The organism is Caballeronia sp. NCF2 (assembly GCF_023631205.1).
GTDB lineage: Bacteria > Pseudomonadota > Gammaproteobacteria > Burkholderiales > Burkholderiaceae > Caballeronia > Caballeronia zhejiangensis.
The window spans coordinates 66,858-92,472 of record NZ_JALQDN010000019.1 but is presented as its reverse complement, the minus strand read 5'-3'; the positions used below and the strand labels follow the sequence as shown (position 1 = coordinate 92,472).

General features: G+C 64.2%; 27 protein-coding genes. 14 read left to right on the top strand and 13 right to left on the bottom strand.

Features of this window, described 5'->3' with window-relative positions; translation table 11 throughout:
• The first annotated feature begins 93 nt into the window (after positions 1 to 93).
• Positions 94 to 561 (top strand): cell division protein FtsB, encoded by a 468-nt coding sequence (gene ftsB / locus NCS02_RS09330; RefSeq protein ID WP_008341875.1) that lies wholly within the window; start codon positions 94 to 96, stop codon positions 559 to 561.
• Between the two features lie 86 nt (positions 562 to 647).
• Here ftsB and NCS02_RS09325 read toward each other — a convergent pair whose 3' ends face one another.
• The 3 genes from NCS02_RS09325 to NCS02_RS09315 all read right to left on the bottom strand — a co-directional run bounded on the left by NCS02_RS09325 (position 648) and on the right by NCS02_RS09315 (position 2,688).
• A complete protein-coding gene (locus tag NCS02_RS09325; RefSeq protein ID WP_250523003.1) occupies positions 648 to 998 on the bottom strand; it encodes a hypothetical protein in 351 nt (116 codons plus the stop codon).
• Between the two features lie 164 nt (positions 999 to 1,162).
• Positions 1,163 to 2,113, bottom strand: a complete 951-nt coding sequence (hslO, locus tag NCS02_RS09320; protein ID WP_008341872.1) for an Hsp33 family molecular chaperone HslO — start codon at positions 2,111 to 2,113, stop codon at positions 1,163 to 1,165.
• A gap of 50 nt (positions 2,114 to 2,163) precedes the next feature.
• Positions 2,164 to 2,688, bottom strand: a complete 525-nt coding sequence (locus NCS02_RS09315; protein WP_008341871.1) for a gamma carbonic anhydrase family protein — start codon at positions 2,686 to 2,688, stop codon at positions 2,164 to 2,166.
• A gap of 175 nt (positions 2,689 to 2,863) precedes the next feature.
• Here NCS02_RS09315 and NCS02_RS09310 point away from each other — a divergent pair, with 175 nt between their 5' ends.
• The 10 genes from NCS02_RS09310 to NCS02_RS09265 all read left to right on the top strand — a co-directional run bounded on the left by NCS02_RS09310 (position 2,864) and on the right by NCS02_RS09265 (position 12,030).
• Complete coding sequence (locus NCS02_RS09310) at positions 2,864 to 3,703, top strand: ferritin-like domain-containing protein (RefSeq protein WP_250523002.1); 840 nt, start codon at positions 2,864 to 2,866, stop codon at positions 3,701 to 3,703.
• Between the two features lie 58 nt (positions 3,704 to 3,761).
• Positions 3,762 to 4,646, top strand: a complete 885-nt coding sequence (locus tag NCS02_RS09305; protein ID WP_250523001.1) for an alpha/beta fold hydrolase — start codon at positions 3,762 to 3,764, stop codon at positions 4,644 to 4,646.
• 85 nt (positions 4,647 to 4,731) lie between these two features.
• A complete protein-coding gene (locus tag NCS02_RS09300) occupies positions 4,732 to 5,562 on the top strand; it encodes a 3',5'-nucleoside bisphosphate phosphatase (protein WP_008341867.1) in 831 nt (276 codons plus the stop codon).
• Between the two features lie 157 nt (positions 5,563 to 5,719).
• A complete protein-coding gene (locus tag NCS02_RS09295) occupies positions 5,720 to 6,349 on the top strand; it encodes an L-threonylcarbamoyladenylate synthase (protein WP_008341865.1) in 630 nt (209 codons plus the stop codon).
• Between the two features lie 130 nt (positions 6,350 to 6,479).
• Positions 6,480 to 7,145 (top strand): site-2 protease family protein, encoded by a 666-nt coding sequence (locus tag NCS02_RS09290; protein ID WP_008341863.1) that lies wholly within the window; start codon positions 6,480 to 6,482, stop codon positions 7,143 to 7,145.
• A gap of 4 nt (positions 7,146 to 7,149) precedes the next feature.
• Positions 7,150 to 8,352: a tryptophan--tRNA ligase gene (locus NCS02_RS09285; protein WP_008341861.1), complete on the top strand. Its 1,203-nt coding sequence runs from the start codon at positions 7,150 to 7,152 to the stop codon at positions 8,350 to 8,352.
• Entirely contained in the window at positions 8,352 to 8,939 is a 588-nt protein-coding gene (locus NCS02_RS09280; protein WP_244807428.1) for a class I SAM-dependent methyltransferase, read from the top strand. The genes NCS02_RS09285 and NCS02_RS09280 overlap by 1 nt, the downstream gene beginning before the upstream one ends.
• Positions 8,940 to 9,002: 63 nt before the next feature.
• Positions 9,003 to 9,908 carry a 4-hydroxy-tetrahydrodipicolinate synthase gene (gene dapA / locus NCS02_RS09275; protein WP_008341856.1) on the top strand — a complete coding sequence of 302 codons (906 nt, stop codon included), beginning with the start codon at positions 9,003 to 9,005 and terminating at the stop codon, positions 9,906 to 9,908.
• A 182-nt stretch (positions 9,909 to 10,090) separates the two neighbouring features.
• Positions 10,091 to 11,233 carry an NlpB/DapX family lipoprotein gene (gene bamC / locus NCS02_RS09270; RefSeq protein ID WP_008341855.1) on the top strand — a complete coding sequence of 381 codons (1,143 nt, stop codon included), beginning with the start codon at positions 10,091 to 10,093 and terminating at the stop codon, positions 11,231 to 11,233.
• Positions 11,234 to 11,256: 23 nt separating this feature from the next.
• A complete protein-coding gene (locus tag NCS02_RS09265) occupies positions 11,257 to 12,030 on the top strand; it encodes an MBL fold metallo-hydrolase (RefSeq protein ID WP_008341854.1) in 774 nt (257 codons plus the stop codon).
• 127 nt (positions 12,031 to 12,157) lie between these two features.
• Here NCS02_RS09265 and NCS02_RS09260 read toward each other — a convergent pair whose 3' ends face one another.
• Entirely contained in the window at positions 12,158 to 12,412 is a 255-nt protein-coding gene (locus NCS02_RS09260; protein WP_074168913.1) for a hypothetical protein, read from the bottom strand.
• 268 nt (positions 12,413 to 12,680) lie between these two features.
• A complete protein-coding gene (locus tag NCS02_RS09255) occupies positions 12,681 to 13,919 on the bottom strand; it encodes a cupin domain-containing protein (RefSeq protein WP_250523000.1) in 1,239 nt (412 codons plus the stop codon).
• 33 nt (positions 13,920 to 13,952) lie between these two features.
• Between NCS02_RS09255 and NCS02_RS09250 the strand changes: the two genes are divergently transcribed.
• On the top strand, positions 13,953 to 14,501 hold the full coding sequence (locus NCS02_RS09250; RefSeq protein WP_008341850.1) for an FKBP-type peptidyl-prolyl cis-trans isomerase: 549 nt from the start codon (positions 13,953 to 13,955) through the stop codon (positions 14,499 to 14,501).
• 43 nt (positions 14,502 to 14,544) lie between these two features.
• On the opposite strand, the gene NCS02_RS09245 is transcribed toward NCS02_RS09250, so the two are convergent.
• From NCS02_RS09245 to NCS02_RS09225, 5 genes are all read right to left on the bottom strand, one after another.
• Positions 14,545 to 15,810: a hypothetical protein gene (locus NCS02_RS09245; protein ID WP_250522999.1), complete on the bottom strand. Its 1,266-nt coding sequence runs from the start codon at positions 15,808 to 15,810 to the stop codon at positions 14,545 to 14,547.
• A 49-nt stretch (positions 15,811 to 15,859) separates the two neighbouring features.
• A complete protein-coding gene (gene mutS, locus NCS02_RS09240) occupies positions 15,860 to 18,553 on the bottom strand; it encodes a DNA mismatch repair protein MutS (protein WP_502800871.1) in 2,694 nt (897 codons plus the stop codon).
• 222 nt (positions 18,554 to 18,775) lie between these two features.
• Complete coding sequence (locus NCS02_RS09235; protein ID WP_008341847.1) at positions 18,776 to 19,144, bottom strand: ElaB/YgaM/YqjD family protein; 369 nt, start codon at positions 19,142 to 19,144, stop codon at positions 18,776 to 18,778.
• Positions 19,145 to 19,349: 205 nt separating this feature from the next.
• Positions 19,350 to 20,648, bottom strand: coding sequence for a lysophospholipid transporter LplT (gene lplT / locus NCS02_RS09230; RefSeq protein ID WP_250522998.1), 1,299 nt, complete (start codon positions 20,646 to 20,648; stop codon positions 19,350 to 19,352).
• 195 nt (positions 20,649 to 20,843) lie between these two features.
• Entirely contained in the window at positions 20,844 to 21,647 is an 804-nt protein-coding gene (locus NCS02_RS09225) for an inositol monophosphatase family protein (RefSeq protein ID WP_250522997.1), read from the bottom strand.
• A 122-nt stretch (positions 21,648 to 21,769) separates the two neighbouring features.
• On the opposite strand from NCS02_RS09225, the gene NCS02_RS09220 reads away from it, so the two are divergent.
• Both NCS02_RS09220 and cysE read left to right on the top strand, forming a co-directional pair.
• Entirely contained in the window at positions 21,770 to 22,669 is a 900-nt protein-coding gene (locus NCS02_RS09220; protein ID WP_244807423.1) for an RNA methyltransferase, read from the top strand.
• Positions 22,670 to 22,796: 127 nt separating this feature from the next.
• Complete coding sequence (cysE, locus tag NCS02_RS09215) at positions 22,797 to 23,603, top strand: serine O-acetyltransferase (protein WP_008341838.1); 807 nt, start codon at positions 22,797 to 22,799, stop codon at positions 23,601 to 23,603.
• Here cysE and NCS02_RS09210 read toward each other — a convergent pair.
• From NCS02_RS09210 to NCS02_RS09200, 3 genes are all read right to left on the bottom strand, one after another.
• Positions 23,600 to 24,403 (bottom strand): UDP-2,3-diacylglucosamine diphosphatase, encoded by an 804-nt coding sequence (locus NCS02_RS09210; RefSeq protein ID WP_250439948.1) that lies wholly within the window; start codon positions 24,401 to 24,403, stop codon positions 23,600 to 23,602. The genes cysE and NCS02_RS09210 overlap by 4 nt on opposite strands.
• Positions 24,404 to 24,416: 13 nt before the next feature.
• Positions 24,417 to 24,908 (bottom strand): peptidylprolyl isomerase, encoded by a 492-nt coding sequence (locus NCS02_RS09205; RefSeq protein ID WP_008341836.1) that lies wholly within the window; start codon positions 24,906 to 24,908, stop codon positions 24,417 to 24,419.
• Between the two features lie 74 nt (positions 24,909 to 24,982).
• Positions 24,983 to 25,564 carry a peptidylprolyl isomerase gene (locus tag NCS02_RS09200; protein WP_008341835.1) on the bottom strand — a complete coding sequence of 194 codons (582 nt, stop codon included), beginning with the start codon at positions 25,562 to 25,564 and terminating at the stop codon, positions 24,983 to 24,985.
• Between the last annotated feature and the right edge of the window lie 51 nt (positions 25,565 to 25,615).

Here is a 25,615-nt window from a genome sequence, read left to right as displayed (position 1 = left end):
ATAAGGACGCTTAGTGGTCTTTGAAGCGTCATCTTTTGAAGCCCGTCGCCCGGGGCAGATTGCCGCCGGGCGGCGCTTATTTCGGCTACGTGAATGCGGCTCGTAACTGTCGTTCTGGTTCTTTTGCTGGTGCTGATCCAATACCCGCTCTGGTGGGGACATGGCGGCTGGCTGCGCGTGCATGAATTGCAGCAGCAGCTCGCGCAGCAGACGGACAAGAACACGAATCTGAGACTGCGCAACGAGCGCGTCCAGGGCGAAGTGCAGGACCTGCAAAACGGCACCGCCGCCGTGGAAGAGCGCGCGCGCTACGAGATGGGCATGGTGAAGGACAGCGAGGTGTTCGTGCAGTTCGTCTCGCCGAATTCGAACGCGCCCGTCAATTCCGCGAACGTGCCGGGCATGAACGGCTCGACGCGCGGTCAGGTTTCAGCGGCGCCGCTGCGGGTGGTGCCGAATCCCGTGTCGCGCTCGAAGCAGGAGTTGCGCGAGCTGGACAAGAAGGCGCAGAAGGAAAAAGCGGCCGAAGCGAAGAAAAAGCAGCAGGGCGCGGCGCAGTAAGACGCCGGCTGGTTGAGATAAAAAATGGCGCGGTCACGACCGCGCCATTTTTGTATTTGGCAGACAAAGGCGGATGGCCGCCTCGCCTACCACGAAGTGCCGAATCCGATGCCGGTGCCCCAGTACGGGCCGCCCCAGCCGCCGCTCGAATAGCCGCCGTAGACCGACACCGGCGCGGGCGCGTAGAACTGCGACATCGTCTTCGCGGCGTTGCCAGCCGCGGCTGCCTGCTGCGATTCGTTGAGCGCCTGCTTGTCGATGGCGTTGTAGCGGTCCATCTCCTGCTGCGGCGTGAGCGTCTGTTGCGGCGCAGGCGATGTGTCGGGCAAGCGGCTATAGATCGGCGACGGGCCGGGCGGATCCATCATGCAGCCGGCGACGAGCGCGACCCCGGCCAGACACGGCAGAAATTTCCAGTTGAGTGTTGCGGTTTTCATTTTGCGACCTCCAGCGGGCCGGACATCTGTGCAGGAGTCCCATCATAGCTTGCGGAATCTGTCGTGAGAGCCGGGCCGAAAGCAGGCCGCAAGCGGCGCGCCGTGCTTCGAGCGCCACCGGCGCGCGTGGCGAAACCTCGACTGGACAAGGCTTGCGCGGCGTTTCAGTGGCGCCGGTCCGACGCCGGGCTCACACCTTGTGAGAGTTCGTTTGCGACAAAAAGTTGCGCAACGTCGACGGAGTCGAAGTCATAGCGCTGGTTGCAGAACTCGCAATGCACTTCGACATTGCCGCGCTCCACGATCACGCTGTCGACCTCCTCGCGGCCGAGCATCTTCAGCATGCCGCCGACCTTCTCACGCGAACATGTGCACTGGAAGCGCGCCGCTGCCGGCTCGAAGTGCTGGACGTTTTCTTGCCAGAAAAGGCGCTTGAACACGGTATCCGGCTCTTCCTTCAGCAATTCCTCATTCGAAAGCGTGCTGCCGAGATGGCAGACGCGCTGCCACGTATCGGCGTCGTGCTCGCCCGGATGCGGAACGATGCCGCCATCGCCCGGCAGCTTCTGCAGCAGCAGGCCGACGGCGCGGTCGGTATCGGCGGCAAGCCACAAGCGTGTGTCGAGCTGCTCGGAATGATGCATGTAGTGCTCGAGCACTTCGGCCATCGACTTGAGCGCGCCATGCTCGTCCGACAGCGGCACGATGCCCTGATACGGTTGCTGCCCCGGCTTTTTGTCGGAGGGATCGAGCGTGATGACGCAGCGGCCGCGCCCGTGACGGTTCAGCAGGTCCGGCAGCGACATTTCGCTGTCGAGCTCGCTCTCGCCGCCATCGGCCAGCTTCGCCGTGGCGCGCAGCGACAGGTTCGAATTGCACTGCACGACCAGCATCTTCACGGGACCGTCGCCGTAGATCTGCATGATGAGCGTGCCGTCGAACTTGAGGTTCGCGGACAGCAGCGCGCATGCGGCCATCATTTCGCCGAGCACGTTGCGCACGGCCACGGGATACGAGCGGCGCGCGAGCACTTCCTGCCACGTATGACGCAACGAGACGATCTCGCCGCGCACTGGCGCCGCGTTGAACATGAATTTCTGCAACTGGTCGTTCACAACTCTTCCTTGGGTGTTGAGGCTGCTGCGCCGTCTCGTGCGGCGTCCGTTCAGCCGATACGCACGAGGTGCGCCTTGTAATATTCGCGACGGTCGGCATAACTCGCCGTGGCCGCACGCATGCGGGCGATATCCGCCTCGCCGATTTCCCGCACTGCCTTTGCGGGCGCGCCGAGAATCAGCGTATTGTCCGGAAACACCTTGCCTTCGGTGACGACGGCGCCCGCGCCAACCAGACAGTTGCGGCCGATCACCGCGCCATTCAAGACCACCGCCTGGATTCCGATCAGCGAGCCTTCCTTGATCGTGCAGCCGTGCAGCATTGCCTGATGGCCGACGGTGACATCGCTCTCGATCGTCAGAGGAAAACCCGGATCGGCGTGCAGTACCGCGCCTTCCTGCACGTTGCTGCCGCGTCCGACGACGATCGGCTCGTTGTCGCCGCGCAGCGCCGCGCCGGGCCAGACACTCGCGTTTTCCTCGAGCGTCACCCGGCCGATGATGGTCGCGGTGTCCGCGAGAAACACGCTTTCGTGGATGGTCGGGGCGTCGTCGCCGAGTTTGTAGATGGCCACATTGTCTCCTGAGGCGTGATGTCGTGAAGGTGGGACTACAATGCGCGCCTGCCGGTGAGGCGGCGCACGCGCGTCGTTGCGCGTTTTGAGGCGTCCGCCGGGATTACCATTTTAGCTGTTTGCCGTAAGCGTCCGCTGGAACGCAGTGTTCGACGCCCGTTTTCGAGACAGTCCGATGCACGACCTTGTCATTTCCCCGGATGCCGATGACTGCGCCCGCCGCGCAGCGCTCGCGGTCCTGCGCGAGCGCGATCCCGCGACGAAAGCCGCGCGCGCCGGCGCACTTCTCGATGCGGCGCGCGCCCAGCCGTCGCGGATCGATCCACGAGCCGAATTCGCGGAACCCGGCGATCTGCCTGGCCGGCCCGAGCGTCCGGCGCTCGTGGAGCCATCGTCGCTGAAGCGTCGCAGCATGCAGTCGGATGCGGGGCGCGCCGTGCTGTTGCACGCGCTCGCGCACATCGAATTCAACGCGATCAATCTCGCGCTCGATGCCGTCTGGCGATTTCCGTCGATGCCGCAGGATTTTTATCTCGACTGGTTGAAGGTGGCGGCGGAGGAGGCGCATCACTTTTCGCTGCTGAGCGCGCGCCTCGCCGATTTCGGCCACGCTTACGGCGACTTCCCGGCGCACGATGGGCTGTGGGACATGGCGCAACGCACGCGCGGCGATGTGCTGGCGCGCATGGCGCTCGTGCCGCGGACACTGGAGGCGCGCGGGCTCGACGCGTCGCCGCCGATCAGAAAGCGTCTCGCGCAGGCGGGCGATCACGCGTCCGCGGCGATCCTCGACGTCATCCTGCGCGATGAAATCGGCCATGTGTTGATCGGCAATCGCTGGTTCCGGTTTCTGTGCGACGCGCGAAATCTGGACCCGCACACGACTTACGAACGCCTCGCCGCGCAATATCACGCGCCGAAGCTGCGCGGCCCGTTCAATTTCGAAGCGCGCCGCGACGCCGGTTTCGACGAAGCCGAACTGCGCGCACTCGCCGGCCTCGACGATGCGAAGTAGGGCAGGTTCTTCGTCGCTATAATCGAACGATCATCCTTTTTTACTTCGAGACGACACCATGAAAGATTCGCGCTCCGAATTCGTCGACGCGCGCGGCGTGCGCCTGCACGTACGCCGCTGGGGCTCGCCCGACGCCCCGATGCTCTTCATGCTGCACGGCTGGATGGATATCGGCGCGTCGTTCCAGTTCGTCGTCGATGCACTCGCGGGCGACTGGCAAGTGCTCGCGCCCGATGCGCGCGGCTTCGGGCTCTCCGACTGGCCGGTCGCGCAGAAGGGCGGCGGCCATTACTACTTTCCCGACTATCTCTCCGATCTCGACGTGCTGTTCGACCATTACGCGCCGGGCGGTCAGGTGGACATCGTCGGCCACAGCATGGGCGCGAACGTCGCGCTGCTGTACGCGGGCGTGCGGCCCGCGCGCGTGCGCCGCGTGGTCGATCTCGAAGGCTTCGGATTGCCGGCGGCGCGCGCGTCGCAATCGCCGGGGCGCATTTCGCAATGGCTCGACGATCTGCGCGCGCCGCCCGCGCTGCGCAGCTACGCGAGCCTCGACGAAGTCGCCGACCGGCTGATCCGCACGAATCCGCGTCTGCCGCTCGCGCGTGCGCGCTATCTCGCGCAACACTGGTCCCGCGAGGAAGCGGATGGGCGCTTCCATCTGCTTGCCGATCCGGCGCACAAATTGCGCGGACCGACGCTGTATCGGCTCGACGAGGTGAGCGCGGCGTGGGCGCGCGTGGCGGCGCCCGTGCTGCACGTCGAGGCGAAGGATTCGCCGACGCTCGCGGCTTTCGCGGGCGAGACGCCCATCGCCGAATTCAAGACGCGCTTTCAGGCGTTTCCCGACTGGCGCGAGGAAATCGTCGACGAGGCCGGTCACATGATCCATCACGATCAGCCGGAGCGCGTCGCGGCGCTCGTCGAATCGTTCTGCGCGTGAGCGGCGCAGCACGGAACGAAGGAACTACATAATCGGCTTGTCGCGCCGATACAGTTAGAATGTGAGTGAAGCCCGATAAACGACGATGAACGCCGATCTGCATTGCCATTCCACCGTGTCCGACGGACAGTTTGCGCCCGCCGATGTCGCCGCGCGCGCGCACGCGAACGGCGTCACGCTATGGTCGCTGACGGATCACGATCAGCTCGGCGGGCAGGACGAAGCGAAGAAGGCCGCCGAGGCGCTCGGCATGCGCTATCTGCCCGGCGTCGAGATTTCGGTGACGTGGGCTTCGCGCACGGTGCATATCGTCGGCATGAACGTCGATCCACATAACGATGCGCTGCGCAAGGGGCTCGAATCGACGCGCAACGGGCGCGCGGCGCGCGGCGTGGCGATCGGCGAGGCGCTCGCGGCGGTCGGCATTCCGGATTGCTACGAAGGCGCGCTGCGCTTCACCGACGATCCCGACATGATCTCGCGCACGCACTTCGCGCGGTATCTGGTGGAGGCGGGGTATGCGCAGTCCACGTCGGATGTGTTCGCGCGCTATCTCGGCGACGGCAAGCCGGGTTTCGTCGGGCATTGCTGGGCGAAGCTCGCGGACGCCGTGAAATGGATCAAGGATGCGGGCGGCGAGCCGATCATCGCGCATCCGGGCCGCTATGACTTCACGCCGGTCGAATTCGCCGCGCTCTTCGATGAATTCATCGAGCTCGGCGGCCGGGCCATCGAAGTCGTGACGGGCAGCCATACGCCCGACCAGTACCGCGAATACGCCGATGTCGCGCGCCGCTATGGGTTCGAGGCATCGCGCGGCTCGGACTTCCACGGCGCGGGCGAAGGGCGCGTCGATCTCGGCCTGCTTCCGCCGTTGCCCGACGATCTCACGCCTGTCTGGGAGCGCTGGCTTTAGCGTTCCCGCGGCGCGCGTCTTTCTGCTCGCGCGCACGGTCTTTGCATCACCTGTGATTTTCCGCACGCGCATCGCGCAGGGCGCGCTCGCGCGCGAGACAAGAAGTCGCGCGCCGCTCGGCCCATCGCGATAACGATCGAAACAATAAGGCGTCGCCATGTCTCAATTCTTTCGCATTCATCCGGATAATCCGCAGCCGCGGCTCATCAATCAGGCCGTGCAGATCATCAAGGACGGCGGTCTCGTCGCGTTGCCGACCGATTCGAGCTACGCGCTCGGCTGCCATCTCGACGACAAGGACGCGGTCGAGCGATTGCGACGCGTGCGCGGCATCGACGACAAGCAGTTGCTCTCCCTGCTCGTGCGCGACCTCTCCGAGCTGTCCAATTTCGCCATGGTCGACAACCAGCAGTATCGGCTGATCAAGTCGGTGACGCCTGGGCCTTACGTTTTCGTGCTGCAGGCGACCAAGGAAGTGCCGCGGCGGCTTTCGCATCCGTCGCGCAAGACGATCGGGCTGCGCGTGCCCGATCACGCGATCACGCTCGCGTTGCTGGAGGCGCTCGGCGAACCGCTGCTTGCATCGACGCTGATCCTGCCGCCCGACACCGAGCCGCTCAACGACGCCGAGGAAATCCGCGAACGCCTCGAAAAACAGATCGAACTCGTGATCGATGCCGGCGCGTGTCCGGCGGAGCCGTCCACGGTGATCGATCTTTCTTCGGGGGAGCCAGTGCTCGTGCGCGCGGGGAGAGGCAGTCTCGAACCGTTCGGGCTCACGGCGTAAGCGCCGCGCAGTAGCGCACACGGGCATAAGTCCCGATTAAGCGTTTGCTCACACCATGGGCGAAATAGTGCGCGCACGGCGCCGCCGTGCGTGTCTGATCCAACCTGCCTGCTTGTTACAATACCGCCCTATGGATGCTTCCCTGATACAGACCATCGCGGTCTACGCGCTCCCCGTGATTTTCGCGATCACGCTGCACGAGGCCGCGCATGGCTACGCCGCGCGACTGCTCGGCGACAACACGGCCTACGTTCTCGGCCGCGTTTCGATGAACCCGATGCGCCACATCGACCCGATCGGCACGATCGTCATTCCGATCGTCCTTTACTTCGTGACGAGCGGTGCGTTCATGTTCGGCTATGCGAAGCCCGTGCCCGTGGCGTTCGGCAACCTGCGCAATCCGCGCTGGGGCAGCCTGTGGGTCGCGGCGGCCGGGCCGGGCAGCAACTTCGCCCAGGCGATCGTCTGGGGCGTGATCTTCGTGCTGCTGCGGGCCTTTCACATCGACGAGCCGTTCTTCACGGGCATGGCTCAGGCGGGCATCAGCGTGAATCTCGTGCTCGGCGTGCTCAATCTCTTTCCGTTGCCGCCGCTCGACGGCGGGCGTGTCGTCATGGCGCTTCTGCCGGTGCGCGCGTCCATCGCGTTTTCGAAGCTCGAGCCGTACGGCTTCTTCATCGTGATGGCGCTCGTCGTGACCGGCGTGCTGACGCGCTTCTGGCTCGGGCCGCTCGTGAACGTCGGCTATACGGCGGTGTCGGCTATCTTGAATCCCCTCGCTTCACTATTCCCATAACATCATGTTCCCTGACCGTATCTTCTCCGGCATGCGGCCCACCGGGTCGCTGCACCTCGGCCACTATCACGGCGTGCTGAAAAACTGGGTGCGGCTGCAGTCCGAATATCCGTGCTTCTTCGCAGTGGTCGACTGGCACGCGCTCACGACGCACTACGAGACGCCCGAGGTCATCGAGAAAAACGTCTGGGAAGTGCTCATCGACTGGCTGGCGTCCGGCATCGACCCGGCACAGGCGACGCTCTTCATCCAGAGCCGCGTGCCCGAGCACGCCGAACTTTCGCTGCTGCTCGGCATGGGCACGCCGCTCGGCTGGCTCGAACGCGTGCCGACCTACAAGGAGCAGATCGAAAAGCTGCGCGAAAAGGATCTGTCGACGTACGGCTTCCTCGGCTATCCGGTGCTGATGGCGGCGGACATCCTGCTGTATCGCGCGTCGCTCGTGCCGGTGGGCGAGGATCAGGTGCCGCACGTGGAAATGACGCGCGAGATCGCGCGCCGCTTCAACTATCTCTATGGCAAGGAGCCGGATTTCGAGGAGAAGGCGCTCGAAGCGGCCAAGAAACTCGGCGGCAAGCGCTCGAAGCTGTATCACGAGCTGCGCGTCGCGTATCAGCAGGAAGGCGACGACGAAGCGCTCGAACAAGCGCGCGCGATGCTGCAGGAATCGCAAAGCCTGTCGATGAGCGATCGCGAGCGTCTGTTCGGCTATCTCGAAGGCGCGCGCAAGATCATTCTGGTCGAGCCGCAGGTTCTCCTGACCGAAGCGTCGCGCATGCCGGGCCTCGACGGCCAGAAGATGTCGAAGTCGTACGGCAACACCATCGGCTTGCGTGAGGACGCGGCGACCATCGAGCAGAAAGTCCGCAAGATGCCGACCGACCCGGCGCGCGTGCGCCGCACCGATCCGGGCGATCCCGACAAGTGTCCGGTGTGGCAACTGCATCAGGTCTACACCGACGAAAACACGCACGAATGGGTGCAGAAGGGCTGCCGCAGCGCGGGCATCGGCTGTCTGGAGTGCAAGCAGCCGGTGATCGAAGGCATTCTGCGCGAGCAGCAGCCGATGCTGGAACGCGCGCAGAAGTACATGGACGATCCGTCGCTGTTGCGCGCGATCGTCGCGGACGGCTGCGACAAGGCGCGCAAGTTCGCGACCGAAACGATGCGCGACGTGCGCGAGGCCATGGGGCTGTCTTACAACTGATGGACAGTGCGATCAGTCCGTGGGTCGCGCGCTGGGCGCATCTCGTCGCGCCCGGCGGCGCGGTCCTCGACGTCGCCGCGGGCAGCGGGCGCCACGCGCGCTGGTTCGCGGCGCGCGGTTTTTCCGTGCTGGCGGTCGATCGTGACGCGGACGCGCTCGCGTCGATGGCGGCGCTCGAAGGCATCGAAACGCTTGCCGCCGATCTGGAAAACGGCGCGCCGTGGCCGCTTTCGGGCGATCGAAAGTTCGATGCCGTCGTCGTCACCAACTATCTGCATCGGCCGCTGTTCGGGCACTTCATCGACGCGCTCGCACCCGGCGGCGTGCTGATCTACGAAACGTTCGCGGCGGGCAACGGCAGTATCGGCAAGCCGTCGAATCCGGCGTTTCTGCTCGAACCCGGCGAACTGCTCGAAGCGGTGCGAGGGCGACTGCGCGTGATCGGCTACGAAGACGGGTTCGTCGATGACCCGCGCCCTGCCTACGTGCAGCGAATCTGTGCGGTTCGCGCACCGCAGTCAGCGGAAAACCCACTCACGATTAGTAACATACCCCCGGGTCCGCCACGTTACGCGCTCGGCGGCTAATCCGCTACAATCGCGTAATATCGCTTTTTGCGATTAAATTCACGATTAAATTCATAGAGTTTCATGACAAACGGAACACACGGCGGCATCCAGATCCGCGGCAGTATCCCTGCCATCGTCACACCGATGCACGAGGACGGTAGTCTCGATCTGCCGGCGTTTCGAAAACTGATCGACTGGCACGTCGAACAAGGCTCGAACGGACTCGTCGTGGTCGGCACCAGTGGCGAGTCGGCCACTTTGTCGGTCGAAGAACACATCCTGATGATCCAGACGGCCGTCGAGCATACGGCCAAGCGCTTTCCGATCATCGCGGGCGCGGGCGGCAATTCGACCGCCGAAGCCATCGAGCTCTCGAAGCAGGCCAAAAAGGTCGGCGCCGACGCCACGCTGCAAGTCGTTCCGTATTACAACAAGCCGACGCAGGAAGGCATGTATCGCCATTTCAAGGCGATCGCCGAAGCCGTCGATCTGCCGGTGCTGCTCTACAACGTGCCGGGCCGCACCGTTGCCGACATGAGCAACGAAACGATCCTGCGCCTCGCGGACGTGCCGGGCATCATCGGCGTCAAGGAAGCGACGGGCAACATCGATCGCGCTGCGCATCTGATCAAGCACGCGCCGGCGCATTTCAGCATCTTCAGCGGCGACGATCCCACGGCGATCGCGCTCATGCTGCTCGGCGGACACGGCAACATCTCGGTGACGGCCAACGTCGCGCCGAAGGAAATGAGCCAGCTCTGCCGCGCCGCGATCGAAGGCGATGCGATCACCGCGCGCCGCATCCATCTGAAGCTGCTGTCGCTGCACAAGCAACTCTTCTGCGAATCGAATCCGATTCCGGCCAAATGGGCGCTGCAGGCGCTCGGCCGCATGGAAGGCGGCATCCGGCTGCCGCTCACGCCGCTCGACGCGCGCTATCACGACGTGGTGCGTGGCGCGTTGCGCGACGCCGGGCTCCTCGCCTGATCGCATGGGGCGGCGCGCCGAGTCACAAGGAATCGAAAGCCGCGCCGCCGCACGTGATCGAAATGAACCACACCTTCAGTCATCAACCGCCGCTCATTGGCCTCGACATTGGCCTCGCTGAGCCGCTCGCCTAGAGCGGGTTCGGCGCGAGGCAATGCGCATCAGCAGCAAAGAAGGACCTCATGAAACGTTCCGCTCTTCTTACTCGTGCCAAACGCCTGGGCGTGCTGTCGCTCGGCGCCGGTGCGGTCTTCGCGCTCGCGGGTTGCGACACGCTCAACGACTGGCTCGCGCCGGATCGCGTCAACTACAAGGCTGCTGAAACCGCACCCTCGCTGGCCGTTCCGTCCGACCTGACCACGGCCGACATCAGCCAGCGTTATGCCGCGCCGCCCAAGATCAACTCGCTCGGCGGCGCCGCGGAGCGAGCGGTCACGCCGGCCGGCAACGCGACGCTCGGCGTGCCGAACGCGCAGGATCCGTTCGGCATGCACATCGAAAGCGATGGCGATCACCGCTGGCTCGTCGTCGATGGCCGTTCGCCGGACCAGGTCTGGGGACCGCTGAAGGAGTTCTGGGAAGAGAACGGCTTCACGCTCAAGACCGATGCCCCGCAGACGGGCATCATGGCGACGGACTGGGCCGAAAACCGCGCGAACATTCCGAACGACTGGTTCAGGAACAGCGTGGGCAAGCTGCTCGACTTCGCGTACTCGTCGGGTACGCGCGACATGTTCCGCACGCAGGTCGATCGCGCATCCGATGGCTCGACCGACATCTCCGTCACGCACAGCGCGATGGAAGAAGTGCTGACGGGGCAGGACAAGACGTCGTCGCGCTGGGAGGCGCGTCCGCGTAATCCGCAGCTCGAAGCCGCGGTGCTCACGAAGCTGATGCAGAAGTTCGGCCTGACGGAAAAGCAGTCGCAGCAGTTGATGGCGCAAGCGCGTCCGATCGGCGCGAAGGTCGCGGTCGACCCGAGCGCGGGCGGCTCCACGCTCGATCTCGCCGAGCCGTTCGATCGCGCCTGGCTGCGTGTGGGCCTCGCGCTCGATCGCACCAACTTCACGGTCGACAATCGCGATCGCGACAAGGGCATCTATTACGTCCATTTTTCGGACTCCATGGCGGAGCTGAAGAAGGACGGCCTCTTCGGCAAGTTCTTCTCGAGCAACACGCCGAAGCCGACGCGCCAGTTCCTCGTCAACGTGAGGCCGAAGGCCGACTCGGTCACGCAAGTCGGCGTCGTCGATGCGAACGGCCAGCCGGACACGTCGTCCGATGCGCAGCGCATCGTTTCCTTGCTGCACGCGCAGTTGAACTAACGACATCCTGAAGTGAAGACATCGTGAGATTCGCCAGTCTCGGCAGCGGCAGCGAGGGCAATGCATTGCTCGTCGAGGCATCGAGCGGTACGACGACGACGCGCGTGCTGCTCGATTGCGGATTCTCCGGCAAGGAGGTCGAGCGCCGTCTCGCGCGTCTGAACTGCCGTGCCGAAGATCTCGACGCCATCGTCATCACGCATGAGCACACGGACCATATCGGCAGCGCGCTGACGCTGGCGCGCCGCTGGTCGATTCCGCTGTACATGAGCTGGGGCACGGCGCGCGCCATCGGCGCCGATGAAGCCAAGGTCGAATTGAACGTGCTATGGGGCGATGAAAGCGTCGCCATCGGCGATCTGAGCGTGCTGCCGTACACCGTGCCTCACGATGCGCGTGAGCCGCTGCAATACGTGTTCTCCGACGGCGCGAGCCGGCTCGGCGTGTTAACGGATGTCGGCGTGTCGACGCCGCATATCACGAGCGTGCTGAGCGGCTGCGACGCACTCGTGCTCGAATCCAATCACGATGTCGAGATGCTTGCCGCGAGCCGCTATCCGCCGATGCTCAAGGCGCGTATCGGCGGCACGCATGGACACCTGAATAACGAAGCGGCGGCGGCCATTCTCGCGTCGCTGGATCGCTCCAAGCTGCGCCATCTCGTGGCCGCGCATCTGAGTCAGCAAAACAATCTGCCGCACCTCGCGCAGGCGGCGCTTGCGTCCGTGTTGGGCGCGAGTGCGGTGGACGTCGTCGTCGCGACTCAGGCGGAAGGCTTCGACTGGCTCACGCTCTGAATCGAAGACGCCTTGCGCGCCGACCGACGCAGCAAGCAGATACAAAAGCAGATACAAAAAAACCGGCCCAAGGGCCGGTTTTTTCGTTGGCAGACCGCATGAAGCGGCCTGCGGCGTAGCGCTAGCCTTACTGGCTTGCGCCCGATGCCGGAGCGGCAGCCGAAGCGGCAGCGTCCGAAGCTGCGCCAGCAGCCGAAGCTGCGTCGCTTGCAGCGGCCGAAGCGCTCGATGCAGCAGCGTTTGCGTCCGAAGCAGCAGCAGCCGGAGCCGAAGCAGCCGACGTATCGCTTGCAGCGCTCGGAGCAGCCGTTTCGCTAGACTTGTTGCATGCAGCCAGAGCAACAGCAGCCAACAGGGATGCTACGAGGAGGGATTTCTTCATGATCACGTCCTTTTATGGTTAAAGGTAAGCAACAGCGCAAAGTACCGGTAATGTGTGCTCCAACACCGACCTGGGCCGCTGTGGAGACTCACAATTCTTTTTTATGTGAGACTTCCTACGGCTTGGCCGGAAATTATAGGCACTTTCGTAACGACCGTCGATAAATCAGGGGACGATACGTTGTCTTTCTCATACAAATTTTCATATTGCGGAACAGCAAATTTCTAGCATCTGCTGTATTCCGTGAAATCCTGTAAAGGCACGCCCGTCAAGGCAAAGCGCCCAAAAGAATCCAGCCCGCACGATACCATTCGTGTAGCAGCGCTGTCATTGTCGATTCGTCTGTAAGTGTTACAAAGCGTTTCGCCTCCAGAGACCGAGTATCGGCCAATTCAGGGAGCCACTTTTTCAGCTTCGACGACAAGACTTCCGCTTCGCCATTTACGAAATAAGAACGGGCGTTATAGAGCAAAATGGTCTTTCTATCCAGCCTGACGCCTGTCTTTTTCGCTCGTTCTACAAATTTTTGCTCATTCAGCGCACGGTCGGGTGCATCGAACACGACGTTCGCTTTCGGCTCGCTCAGATAAGTACCCAGAAACTCCGCGATGTCCTTTTCGTTCCAGTTCACGTTCGCAAGTATCGCGCCAACGCGGTCGATCAGCAGCGCGGGCAGCGCCGCCGGATTCGACACCGGCTCCTGCGTCGGATCGCGATACCGCGCGTTGCCGCGAGCACCCTCCGATGCTTCACCGGCGCGCTCGGCGAGGTGATAGAGGAACTGAGCCGTGAGCTCGTGCGACGAGGGCGCGCGAAAGCCTATCGATGCCGTCATGCATTCGCCCTCGGCGATGCCGTCGTGTGCGATATGCGGCGGCAGATAAAGCATGTCGCCCGGCTCCAGCACCCATTCTTCCTCGGGCTCGAAGTGCTGTAAAACTTTCAACGGCAGTCCGGGTTTTAGCGAAAGGTCGCGCTGCGCGCCGATTCGCCAGCGCCGCTTGCCATGGACCTGAAGCAAGAACACGTCGTAAGAGTCGAAATGCGGTCCGACGCCGCCGCCATCGGTCGCATAGGAGATCATCAGATCGTCGAGGCGCGCGTCCGGAATGAAGCGGAACCGGTTCATCAGCGCGTGTGCGCGGTCGTGATGCAGGTTCACGCCTTGCACGAGCAGCGTCCATTCACGCTTTTTGACCGATGGCAATTCGTCGGGCGCGAACGGTCCGTGCTCCAGATTCCACGCATTGCGAAAATGCGTGATGAGCCGTGCCTCGACGTCGTCGAGATCGGCAAGTTCGAACAGTTCGTCGCGTGCGAGCGGCGCCGCGATATCGGGAATCGCCTGCCGGATCAAGAGCGGTTTCTTCTGCCAGTAACGCCGCATGAACTGTCGCGGCGTACGGTTGCCCAACAGCGGTGTGAGTTCGTCCGGCAAAGGCGCGCGGGCATGCTCGGGAAGGCCGGAAACGGGGGACGGTGTTGCGTATGAGGGCCGCTTGGGCATCGTATAATCGAGGCTTGTATCTTGGAGGATCCAATGAAAATTGCGAAAGACACTGTCGTTTCGGTCGCTTACAAGCTATCGGATGCGCAAGGCAATCTGATCGAGGAGAGCGACGAGCCGATGGTCTATCTGCACGGCGGCTATGATGGCACGTTCCCCAAGATCGAGGAAGCGCTCGACGGTCACGAGGCGGGCTATGAAACGCTCATTCAACTCGAGCCGCAGGATGCATTCGGCGAGTACGATCCCGAGCTCGTGAAGGTCGAAGAGCGCAGCCGTTTTCCGGAGCCGCTGGAAGTCGGCATGCAGTTCGAAGGCACGCCCGAAGACGGCGATGACGATATCGACTCGCTCATCTACACCGTGACCGACGTCGCCGAAGACAAAGTGGTGCTCGACGGCAATCATCCGCTCGCCGGCATGGCGCTGCGTTTCGCGCTGTCGGTGCAGGAAGTGCGCACGGCGACGGACGACGAAATCGAACATCAGCACGCGCACGGCGCGGACGGCCTGCATGTCGTCGATGACGACGAGGACGATGACGACGCACCGCCCAAGGACGCAGGTCCGACGCTGCACTGAGCGCGTCGGTCGACGAAGAAAGCGCAGCTACGGCTGCGCTTTTTTATTGCCCGTTCGTCGCGCCGGTCCCGTTCTGCACGCCCGACGCGGGCACGGGATAGATCGGCGGCAACGACTGCGGCGGCGTGAGGATCGGCGGCAGGTCGGATGCCGGCAGGGGCATCGACGGCGGCGCCGGCAGCGACTCGGGCAGGTCGTTACGCGGCAACGCGGGCGGCGCTGATGCGGGCATCGTCGGCTGAGGCGCGGGGTAAGGAGCCGGGTAGGATGCAGCTGGCGTCTCTGGTGGCGCGACCGGTTCACGCGTGCGCGTGTCCTTCACATTCACATTCACATCGCGCACGCGCAGACGAAACGGCGGATGCCACTGCGCATCGCTCTGCACTTCGAGCCATTGCGATTGCGGCTTCTTGAACGCAATCGCGACGCGCGTGAGATTCGTAACGATCAAGCCCTTGTCGTTGCGCAAAGGTTGATCGATGTGAAAGCCGTTCGGCTCGGGCGCATCCGTGCCGTGAATCACGATCACGGGCCCGCGAAAACTTTCGGCCGCTTTCACGAGGCTGCGTTTCAATTCCAGAAAGCCATCGCGCGGCTGGTTCGTGCGCGAGAAGCGCAGCCACGCGAAGCGCTCGCGCCGTTCGTAGCGCGACAAATCGGGATCGCCCTGCAGCAGGATGACGAGCGCGCGCATCTCGGAACGTCGCGCCGATTCCGCCGCGTGTTCGAGCCAGAATGTTGTCGCGACGGCGCGATCCTCGAACTCGCCGTTGCGCCCGCCCGCGGTCAGATAGTGATTGTTCGGACTCGGTGCATTCAGCCCGATGAACGCGACGCCTTGCGCCTGCCAGCGCACGATTTCCCGGAAGGTCCGAAAGCGCGCGACATCGCTTTCGCGCGAGAGCGTAAGCGGGTTCTGCCCGAGCGACCCGGCATCGGCGAAAAAGAGCTGGCGCACGAAGTCGAGCCGCTCGACCGGATCGTAGGCACCCGCATGCGCGAGTCCGCAATCCGCCCAGTCGTGCTGGCCGAGCAGCAGCACGAGCGGCGTGCGCGACGCGTCGAGCAGATCGTGCCGCGACTGATAGACGCTGTCGCGGCACGGTTCGGCGCCGTCCTTCAAATTGCCGTCGTAGACGATGAACGCGATGTTGGGGTCGCGCCCGATCGCGTCGAGCATGCGGCGCACGGGCGCTTCGTCGGCGGGGCGGGAAATGGCGCCGGACAGAACGGCGAAGCCGAGCGGCGCGCTGCCCTCGGCGCGCGCCTGCGCGATCGTGCCGCACGCGAGTGCGGCGCCGATCGCCATGACGCGCGTCAAACATGTCGCGGCACGCGCAACGCGCGAAGTGTCACGCTCAACGCGCGGCATCCGGCGCAAGCTTCGCCAGTTCATGCAGTTCGTAGAGCAGATCGAGCGCCTCACGCGGCCGCAGATCGTTCGGATCGAGCGCGCGCAGTTTTTCCATCACCGGATGTTCGGGCGCTTCCTTCGCTGGCGCTTCATCTTCATAAGGCGTGTAAGGCTGGCTCGCGAACAGGTCGAATTGCGCGGCGGGCTGGCTGATCGACTGCTGCTCCAAATGGACGAGATGCTTGCGCGCCGCGCGGATCACGGCGCCTGGCACGCCGGCGAGCTGCGCGACCTGCAGACCGTAGCTCTGATTGGCCGGACCTTCGCTCACCGCGTGCAGGAACACGATGCCGTGATCGTGCTCCACCGCCGACAGATGCACGTTGGCCGCCTGCGTAAATTCCGCGGGCAACTGCGTGAGCTCGAAGTAATGCGTGGCGAAGAGCGTGTAGCAGGCGTTGTGCGTGAGCAGATGCCGCGCGATCGCCCATGCGAGCGCGAGGCCGTCGAAGGTCGACGTGCCGCGTCCGATCTCATCCATCAAGACGAGGCTCGACGCGGTCGCGTCGTTGAGAATCGCCGCTGCCTCCGTCATCTCGACCATGAAGGTCGAACGTCCGCCCGCGAGATCGTCGGCGGCGCCGATGCGCGTGAAGATGCGATCCAGCGCGCCGAAACGCGCGCGCTTCGCGGGCACGTAACTGCCGACGTGCGCCATCAGCGCGATCAGCGCGGTCTGACGCATGAAGGTCGATTTACCGCCCATGTTCGGGCCGGTGATGAGCAACAGCTTGCGGTCCTGGCTGAGACAACAGTCGTTGGCGATGAACTGCTCGACCTGCGCCTCGACGACCGGATGCCGGCCCTGTTCGATATCGATGCCCGCGTCGGCGCTGAATTCCGGTGCGACCCAGTCGAGCGCGCGGGCGCGTTCGGCAAACGCGCACAGCAGATCGAGTTCCGCGAGCGCGCTTGCGACGCGCTGACAATCCGCGATGAAGGGCAACAGGTTCTGCAAGAGCGCGTCGTACAGCGCGCGTTCGCGGGCGAGGGCGCGTTCCTGCGCGGAAAGCGCCTTGTCTTCGAACGCCTTCAGTTCGGGCGTAATGTAGCGCTCGGCGTTCTTGAGCGTCTGACGGCGGCGATAGTCGTCGGGCACCTTGTCGGTCTGCCCGCGCGTGACCTCGATATAGAAGCCGTGCACCTTGTTGTACTCGACACGCAGATTCGCGATGCCGGTGCGCGTGCGCTCGCGCGCTTCGAGATCGATCAGGAACTGATCGCAGTTCTCCGAAATATCGCGCAATTCGTCGAGATCGGGATCGTAGCCGCGCGCGATCACACCGCCGTCGCGAATCAGCGCGGCGGGTTCCGCTGCGATGGCGTTCGTCAGCAGATCGAGACATTCGTGCGGCGGTTCAAGCCCGGCGTCGATGCGCTCGAGCGCCGGCGCATGCGTGGCGACTGCGGCGACGAGGGCGCGCAGATCGGGCAGCGCGGCGAAGGTATCGCGCAGGCTCGACAGATCGCGCGGACGCGCCGACAGCAACGCGAGACGGCCCGTGATGCGCTCGATGTCCGAAATCTTGCGCAGCGCGCCGCGCAGCGTGTCGAGGCCGCCGCTCGTGGGCGCGTCGAGCAATGCGCCGATCGCCTGCTGGCGCGCCTGAGCGATCGACGCATCGCGCGGCGGATGATGCAGCCAGTGGCGCAACAGGCGGCTGCCCATCGTCGTACAGCAAGTGTCGAGCAGCGAGAACAGCGTCGGCGATTCGGTGCCGCGCAGTGTTTCGGTGAGTTCGAGATTGCGTCGCGTGGCCGGATCGAGCCCGATGTACTCCGATTCGTATTCGACTTTCAGACTGCGCACGTGGCGCAACTGCTGGCCTTGCGTGGCGGCGGCATAGAGCAGCAGCGCGCCGGCCGCACCGCACGCGCAGGTGAGCGTTTGCGCGCCGAAACCGTCGAGGCTCGCGACATCGAGTTGCTCTCGCAAGCGCTGCGTGCCCGAGCCGACGTCGAAGTGCCACGCCGGCACGCGCGTGGTCGCGCCGGGATGCGTCACGCCGAGCGACGCCTGAACGTCGGTGATCGAATCGGCGATGAGCGTTTCCGCCGGACGAATGCGCTCGAGCGCCGCGCTGACCTGATTCGGCGCGACTTCCGCGAGACGCAATGCGCCGCTCGCGAGATTGAGCCACGCGAGGCCGACGCTCGTCACCACGCCGCGACGGTTGTGCGCGGGGCAGAGCGCCAGCAGATAGACATCGCTCTTATCGGAGAGCAGGGCTGCGTCGGTGAGCGTGCCCGGTGTGACGACGCGCACGACCTTGCGCTCGACCGGACCTTTAGATGTCGCCGGATCGCCGATCTGCTCGCAGATCGCCACCGATTCGCCCAGCTTCACGAGCTTCGCGAGATATTGTTCGCATGCGTGATGCGGCACGCCCGCCATCCTGATCGGATTGCCGCCCGATGCGCCGCGCTGTGTGAGCGTGAGATCGAGCAGACGCGCGGCTTTCTCGGCGTCGTCGAAGAAAAGCTCGTAGAAATCGCCCATCCGGTAGAAAACGAGCGTGCCGGGATGCTCCGCCTTGATGCGCAGATACTGCTGCATCATCGGCGTGTGCTGCGACAGGTCCGCGAGCGGCGCGGCGGTGTCTGGTGAGGTGTCGGGAGTTGCCGTTTGAGTGCCCATCTTGCGTGCTTTGAAGGCCAGAATGACTAAACGGCCGGGCGCGACGTGCGCCGGCCGTCGTTCAGCCGATAGAGCAGGAGTTTAACCTGTCGCGAGATGACGGCGAGTCGGCCGAATGGCCAACGAGATGTGCCTAGTCGATATGCATTGCCCACGCGAACGCCGCCGCCGGCACGGGCGCGATGCCGTGCCGGCGGCGATTTCCGATGACGCCGGAGCGCGTCACGCGCGCCCGGCGAGATATCCGACGAGCAATGCGAGACCCGCCACCGCGCCGAGCGTGTGCCACGGCTTGTCGTGAACGAACTCGTCGGCGTAACCGGCTGCGTCGTTCAGTCTGCCGGTGAGCGCCGTGCCCGCGCCGTTCATCTGCGAACGGGCGGTCTTGAGGCGCGATTGCAGTTCCTTGCGCAGCTTGTCGGCATCGACGTCCCTTGCGCCGGAGATCGAGCTTTCCAGATCATCGAGCAGGCTGCGCAACTGGCTGCTCGCCGAATCGACCGCGTCGCTCGCACCGCGTACCGCGCGCTGGCCGACATCGGCTGCGCCATTGATCTTGCTGTCGAGCGTCGAACGTGTGAACAATCCCATTTCCATGCTCCTTTATTGACGTTTGCCGAGGAATGAATATCGCCGGGTCCGTCCGCGATGCGCCATGCGGATGCCCGCGATCGGCCGCGCCGGGCCGTACATGGCGTTACGACCCGACCCCGCCGCCGGCGTTCCTCCCATGGTTTCCTCGTGAGCCGGCGCCGGGGCATGAACCCAGAATACACCGTTCACCGTGGAGCAAGGTTCATTCCTCGACGAGCGCGACGAGATCGGTTTCGCGCTCGTTGTGCGTGTGGCGGCGCATCGCCAGCGCCATCATCAGGCACACGAAGACGCCGAACACGACGATGATCCACTGCACCGGCACCTTCTCCGTCAACAGCAAGGCGTAAGCGCCGAGCATTGCGAGCACGGCGAGATTCTGGTTGAAGTTCTGCACCGCGATGGAATGTCCGGCCGACAGCAGCGTCGCGCCGCGATGCTGCAGGATCGCGTTCATCGGCACGATGAAAAAGCCCGACAGGCCGCCGAGCGCGATCATCAGCGGATAGGCCATCAGGATGTACGCCGGCGCGAAGAGCGGACCGATATGCACGCCCGCGCCGGCCGGAAAGAGGTCCTTGTTGTAGAACGCCATCGCGACCGCGACCGCGCCGATCAGCACGCCGACCGGCAGCACTTTCAGCGATTGGCGCAGCACGATCCACGCGGACGCCGCCGCCGCGCCGAGCGCGATGCCCACGCCCGTCACGCCCTGCAGCACGGCGGCTTTGGAGAGCGACAGGCCGAGATTCGCATCGGCCCATTTCAGCACGAGCAATTGCAGCGTGACGGCCGCGCCCCAGAGCAGCGTCGTGACCCACAGCGCGATCTGCGCGAGCTTGTCCTTCCACAGCAGCATGAAGCAGCGCGAGAAATCGTGGACGAGCTTCGTCGGTTCGTTCAGCAGGTTCGGATAGCGCGCGCCGGTATCGGGAATGAACACGTTGATGACGGCCGCCGACGCGTAGATCACCATCACGGCGAAGAGCGCGGCGTGCGCGGCGCTGCTCACGAACGGCAGATGCGCGTGCTCGACCCAGCGCCCGACGACCTGGCTCACGAGCGCGCCGCCGATCACGGTGCCGAGAATCGTCGAGCCGACCGTCGCCGATTCGAGCCACGCGTTCGCCGCGATCAGCTTTTGCGGCGGCAAGAGCTCGGTGAGAATGCCGTATTTCGCGGGCGAATAAGCCGCCGCGCCGAGGCCGACGACGCCATACGCGATCATCGGATGCACGCCCGCGATCATCATCGCGCAGCCGGCCGCCTTGAGCGCGTTCGACGTGAACATGACGTGGCGCTTCTGGATCGCATCGGCGAATGCGCCGACGAATGGCGCGAGCAGAACATACGAAATCGTGAAGAAGATCTGCAACAGCGGCGTGACCCACGGCGCGGAATGCACGACGGCGAGCATGGCGATCGCCGCGATCAGGAGCGCATTGTCGGCGAGCGACGAAACGAACTGCGCGGCGATGATCGTATAGAAGCCTTTCTTCATGAGCGGGAATGACGTGGGGCGCGGCGCGCGGCGTGAGAGCGGGGCAGGCGGAAGAAAGCGCGCATCGCCGTTGCCGGAACGAGGGCAAAGCTTGCACTGTAACGGAGCCCTGCATTCGGTGCAGAGCAGGCGGCGCGCCCGGGATGCGGAAGAGGTCAAACAAAAGGGGCGCAAGACGCGCCCCCTCGATGCTGCTTATTCGCCGGTCAGGCGCGTGCGCGAGTACATGTCGAGGATCTTGACCATCTGCGCGTAGACCTTCGGATTGGCGGCGACGATTTCGTTTCTGAACAGGAAATCCGATTCGCCGGTGTAGTTGCCGACGAGTCCGCCCGCTTCGGTCACGATGAGGCTGCCCGCCGCCACATCCCACGGATGGATGCCTTGCTCGAAGAAGCCGTCGAGACGGCCGGCCGCGACGTTCGCGAGATCCAGCGCCGCCGCGCCCGGACGGCGCAGCCCTGCGCACGACAGCGTCATTTCGCTGAAGAGGCGCATATAGGCGTTCAGACCCTGGCCGTCGCGGAACGGGAAGCCGGTGCCGATCAGCGCATCCGACAGACGGTCGAGCTTGCCCACGCGAATGCGTCGCTCGTTCAGATACGCGCCGCGGCCGCGCGATGCGGTGAAGAGGTCGTTGCGCGTCGGATCGTAGATGACCGCCTGCTGCACGACGCCCTTGTGCGCGAGCGCGATCGACACGCAGTAGTACGGAAAGCCGTGGATGAAGTTGGTGGTGCCGTCGAGCGGATCGATGATCCACTGAAACTCCGACTCGCGATCCGTCGCGCCGGATTCTTCGGCGAGGATCGAGTGATCGGGATAGGCGGTGTGCAGCGTCTCGATGATCGTGGCTTCGGACGCCTTGTCGACTTCCGTCACGAAGTCGTTGTGCTGTTTCTTGCTGACCTGGAGACGATCCAGATCGAGCGACGCGCGGTTGATGATCTGTCCGGCGCGGCGGGCGGCCTTGACAGCGATATTGAGCATCGGATGCATGAGCGAAATCCTCTGACCGCCCAGCAGCTTCGTGTGGACGGGAAAATTGGCGACAACGACTATGTCGACGAAAGACGAATTGAATAAGAGCGGGGCGTTCGCGCGAAGGTTCTTTGGAAGCCATGCAAGAACCGTTCGCCGCGCGCGAAGGCGCCATTTTACCCGAAAGTGGCCGCGCGGTTCCGGCGCATGGCCAAAGCGCGTTAACATATCGGGTCGCACTTTCTTCAAAATTCAGCACGAACCGCGCCTTGGAACCCAACGAACTTTCCGCGCCCGCCGGCGGCTTCACGTCGACGCGCTTCATCCTTGTCGAGCCGAGTCATCCGGGCAATGTCGGCGCGGCCGCCCGCGCGCTCAAGACGATGGGCTTCGCGCGCCTCGTCCTCGTCGCGCCGCGCGTGACCGACGTCAAGAACGAGCCCGAAGCCATCGCGATGGCCTCCGGCGCCGACGACGTGCTCGCGTCCGCGCATGTCGTCGACACGCTCGCCGATGCGCTCGTCGGCGTGCGCTGGTCGGTCGCGCTGACCGCGCGTATGCGCGAATACGGGCCGCCGCAGATGCCGCCGCGCGCGCTCGCCGAACGCGCGCATGAATTCGTGCGCCACGGCGATATCGCGCTCGTGTTCGGCAACGAGCGCACCGGGCTTTCCAACGCGGACGTCGAAAGATGCAGCGCGCTCGCACATATTCCGGCCAATCCCGCCTACAGCTCGCTCAATCTCGCGCAGGCCGTGCAGGTGCTCGCGTATGAACTACGCGTCGCGTTCCAGACGTCCGCGAGCCCGCTTGCCGTGGTGGAATCGGCGGGGCAGAGCGCATCGAGCGATGAAATCGAAGGCATGTACGCGCATCTCGAAGACGCGCTCGTCGCGCTCGATTTTCTCGATCCGGCCAATCCGAAGAAGCTGATGTCGCGCGTGCGGCGGATGTTCGCGCGTTCCGGGCTCGAGCGCGAAGAAGTGAATATTTTGCGCGGCATCGCGAAGCACATCCTCCTTCGGACGAAAAAGGACTGACCGCGCTGGCGTCGGGGGCATCGGGCAGACTGCGCGCGCTCGTCCTACAATCGGCGAAAAACGGCGAACGCCGATAAGCTTTGCGCGATTCGTGCAAAGCACTCGTCCCCCTTTCAGAGACATCGCCATGTTCGACCGACTTCGCGAAGACATCGCCGCCATCCGCGAGCGCGATCCCGCCGCCCGCAGCGCCTGGGAAGTCGTCACCTGTTATCCGGGGCTGCACGCGATCGTCCTGCATCGCATCGCGAACGCGTGCTGGCGCGGACAGTGGCGCTGGCTCGCGCGGTTCGTGTCGCAGATCGCGCGCTTTCTCACCGGCATCGAAATTCATCCGGGCGCGACGCTCGGACGGCGCGTGTTCATCGATCACGGCATGGGCGTCGTGATCGGCGAGACGGCCGAAATCGGCGACGACTGCACGATCTATCAGGGCGTGACGCTCGGCGGCACGTCGCTCACGCGCGGCGCGAAACGTCATCCGACGCTCGGGCGCGGCGTGATCGTCGGTGCGGGCGCGAAGGTGCTCGGCGGCTTCACGGTCGGCGCGGATGCGAAGATCGGCTCGAATGCGGTCGTCGTGAAGCCGGTGCCGGCGGGCGGTACGGCGGTGGGCAATCCGGCGCGCATCGTGATGCCGGCCGTCGCGAAGAAGCCATCCGATGAAACCGCGAAGAGCGGCTTTTGCGCTTACGGCATTACGCCGAACGCGGACGATCCCGTGTCGCTCGCGATCCACGGGCTGATCGATCACGCGTCGACGCAGACGCAGCGCATCGACGACATCGTCGCGGCGCTCGAACGGCTCGGCGCGCGCGTGGAAGCGCTCAACGCCGTCGATGGCGCCGCGCTCGTCGATCTCAAGCGCCTGTGCACGTCGATGGATGGCAAGGCGGCGGACGAGCGCGCCGCGTCGCTCGAACGCGCGAGTTAAAGCGGCAGCGGGCGCACGCCTTCTTCATCGACGCGCAGATAGCCGCCGCGCGGCGGGTCCGCGTCGAGTTCCCAGTCGGGCAGAACCCAGCGCACGCCTGCGACTTCGCGATGCATCGCCGGACGATGCGTGTGGCCGTGAATCAGCGTGTTCGTGCGGCTATTGATGAAGAGTTCCGCGACCGCTTTCTTCGTCACGTCGTACTTCGCCTTGACGCCGGTGGTCACGCGCGCGCCCTCGCTTTTCGAGCGCATGCGCTGGCCGATGCCCAGGCGCGTGTCGAGCGGCAACGCCAGAAAGAGCCGTTGCGCGAGCTTGTTGCGCGCGAACGAGCGAAAGCCTTGATAGGCGCGATCGGCGGTGCACAGGCCATCGCCGTGGGCGAGCACGATGCGCTTGCCGAACGCGGTGATGACGAACGGATCGGGCAGCGGCAGCGCGCCTGCATCTTTCATGAAGCGCTTGCCCAGCAGGAAATCGCGATTGCCGTGCATCACATATAGGCCGATGCCGCGTTCCGAGAGCGTATGCATGAGGCGCGTCATGCGGCGCGCGAAGCTGGCGCGCGGGTCGGTCGCGGGGCCGTCGAGAATGTCGTCGCCGATCCAGAACTCGAACAGGTCGCCGAGGATGAAGACCGAATCGGCGTCGTTCGCCGTGACCTCGATGAAATGCTCGAAGGCCGCAACCGTTTTCGGAATCGCTTCGGAAAGATGCAGATCGCCAATGAAAAACAGCGGGCGCGCGTTTTTCGCTGTGCCCGCTGCTTCGCGATCGAATGAAGTCTTCGTATCGATCATGCAATGACCGTGATCAGACCACGACGGCCTTCTCGATCACCACGTCGTCGACCGGAACGTCCTGGTGGAAGCCCTTCGAGCCGGTCTTCACCTTCTTGATCTTCTCGACCACGTCCATGCCTTCGACGACCTTGCCGAACACGGTGTAGCCCCAGCCTTGCGGCGTCGGCGACGAGTGGTTCAGGAAGTCGTTGTCCTTCACGTTGATGAAGAACTGTGCAGTCGCCGAATGCGGGTCGTTCGTGCGCGCCATCGCGATCGAGCCGTTTTCGTTCTTGAGGCCGTTGTTGGCTTCGTTGTCGATCGGCGCATCGGTCGGCTTCTGCTTCATGCCCGGCTCGAAGCCGCCGCCCTGGATCATGAAGCCATCGATCACGCGATGGAACACGGTGTTGTCGTAATGACCCTTCTTCACGTAGTTGAGGAAGTTCTCGACCGTCTTCGGGGCCTTGTCGGCGTCCAGTTCAATCTTGATGACGCCGTGGTTCGTATGCAGTTCGACCATGATGATGTTCTCTCCATTATGTTTGATTGAGCCCTGGCGCAGCGCGCGCCAGGTCAGCGACAGGCGCTTACGGATTACTGCGGGACCACGGTGGCCGACTCGATCACGGTCGGCTTTTGCGGCACGTCCTGCATCGGGCCGCGCGTGGTGGTCGGGCTGCCTTCGATCTTCTTCACGACGTCCATGCCCGCGACGACCTTGCCGAACACGGCGTAGCCGTTGCCGTCCGGGCTCGGATAGTCGAGACCCGCATTATCGACGGTATTGATGAAGAACTGCGCGGTGGCCGAATTCGGATCGCTCGTGCGCGCCATCGCGAGCGTGCCGGTGGCGTTCTTCAGACCGTTCTTGCTTTCGAGCGGAATCGGCGCGCGCGTCGGCTTCTCGGCGAAGCTCGTGCTATAGCCGCCGCCCTGGATCATGAAGCCCGGAATCACACGATGAAAGATCGTGCCGCTGTACTGACCGGACTTCACGTAGTCGAGAAAGTTCGCGACCGTCTTCGGCGCTTTCTCGGGATACAGCTCGACCTTGATGTCGCCTTGCGTGGTCTTGAAGAGCACGGTGGGGTGCGCGGCCTGCGCGTTCGGCTGCGCTAACGCAGGCGTGGTCGCGATCAGGGCAGCGCTCGACAGCGCCAACATCAGGAATTTCATGAAGGATCGATCCTCGTGTGGTGAATGCAAACAGTCGGCCGCGAATGCGCC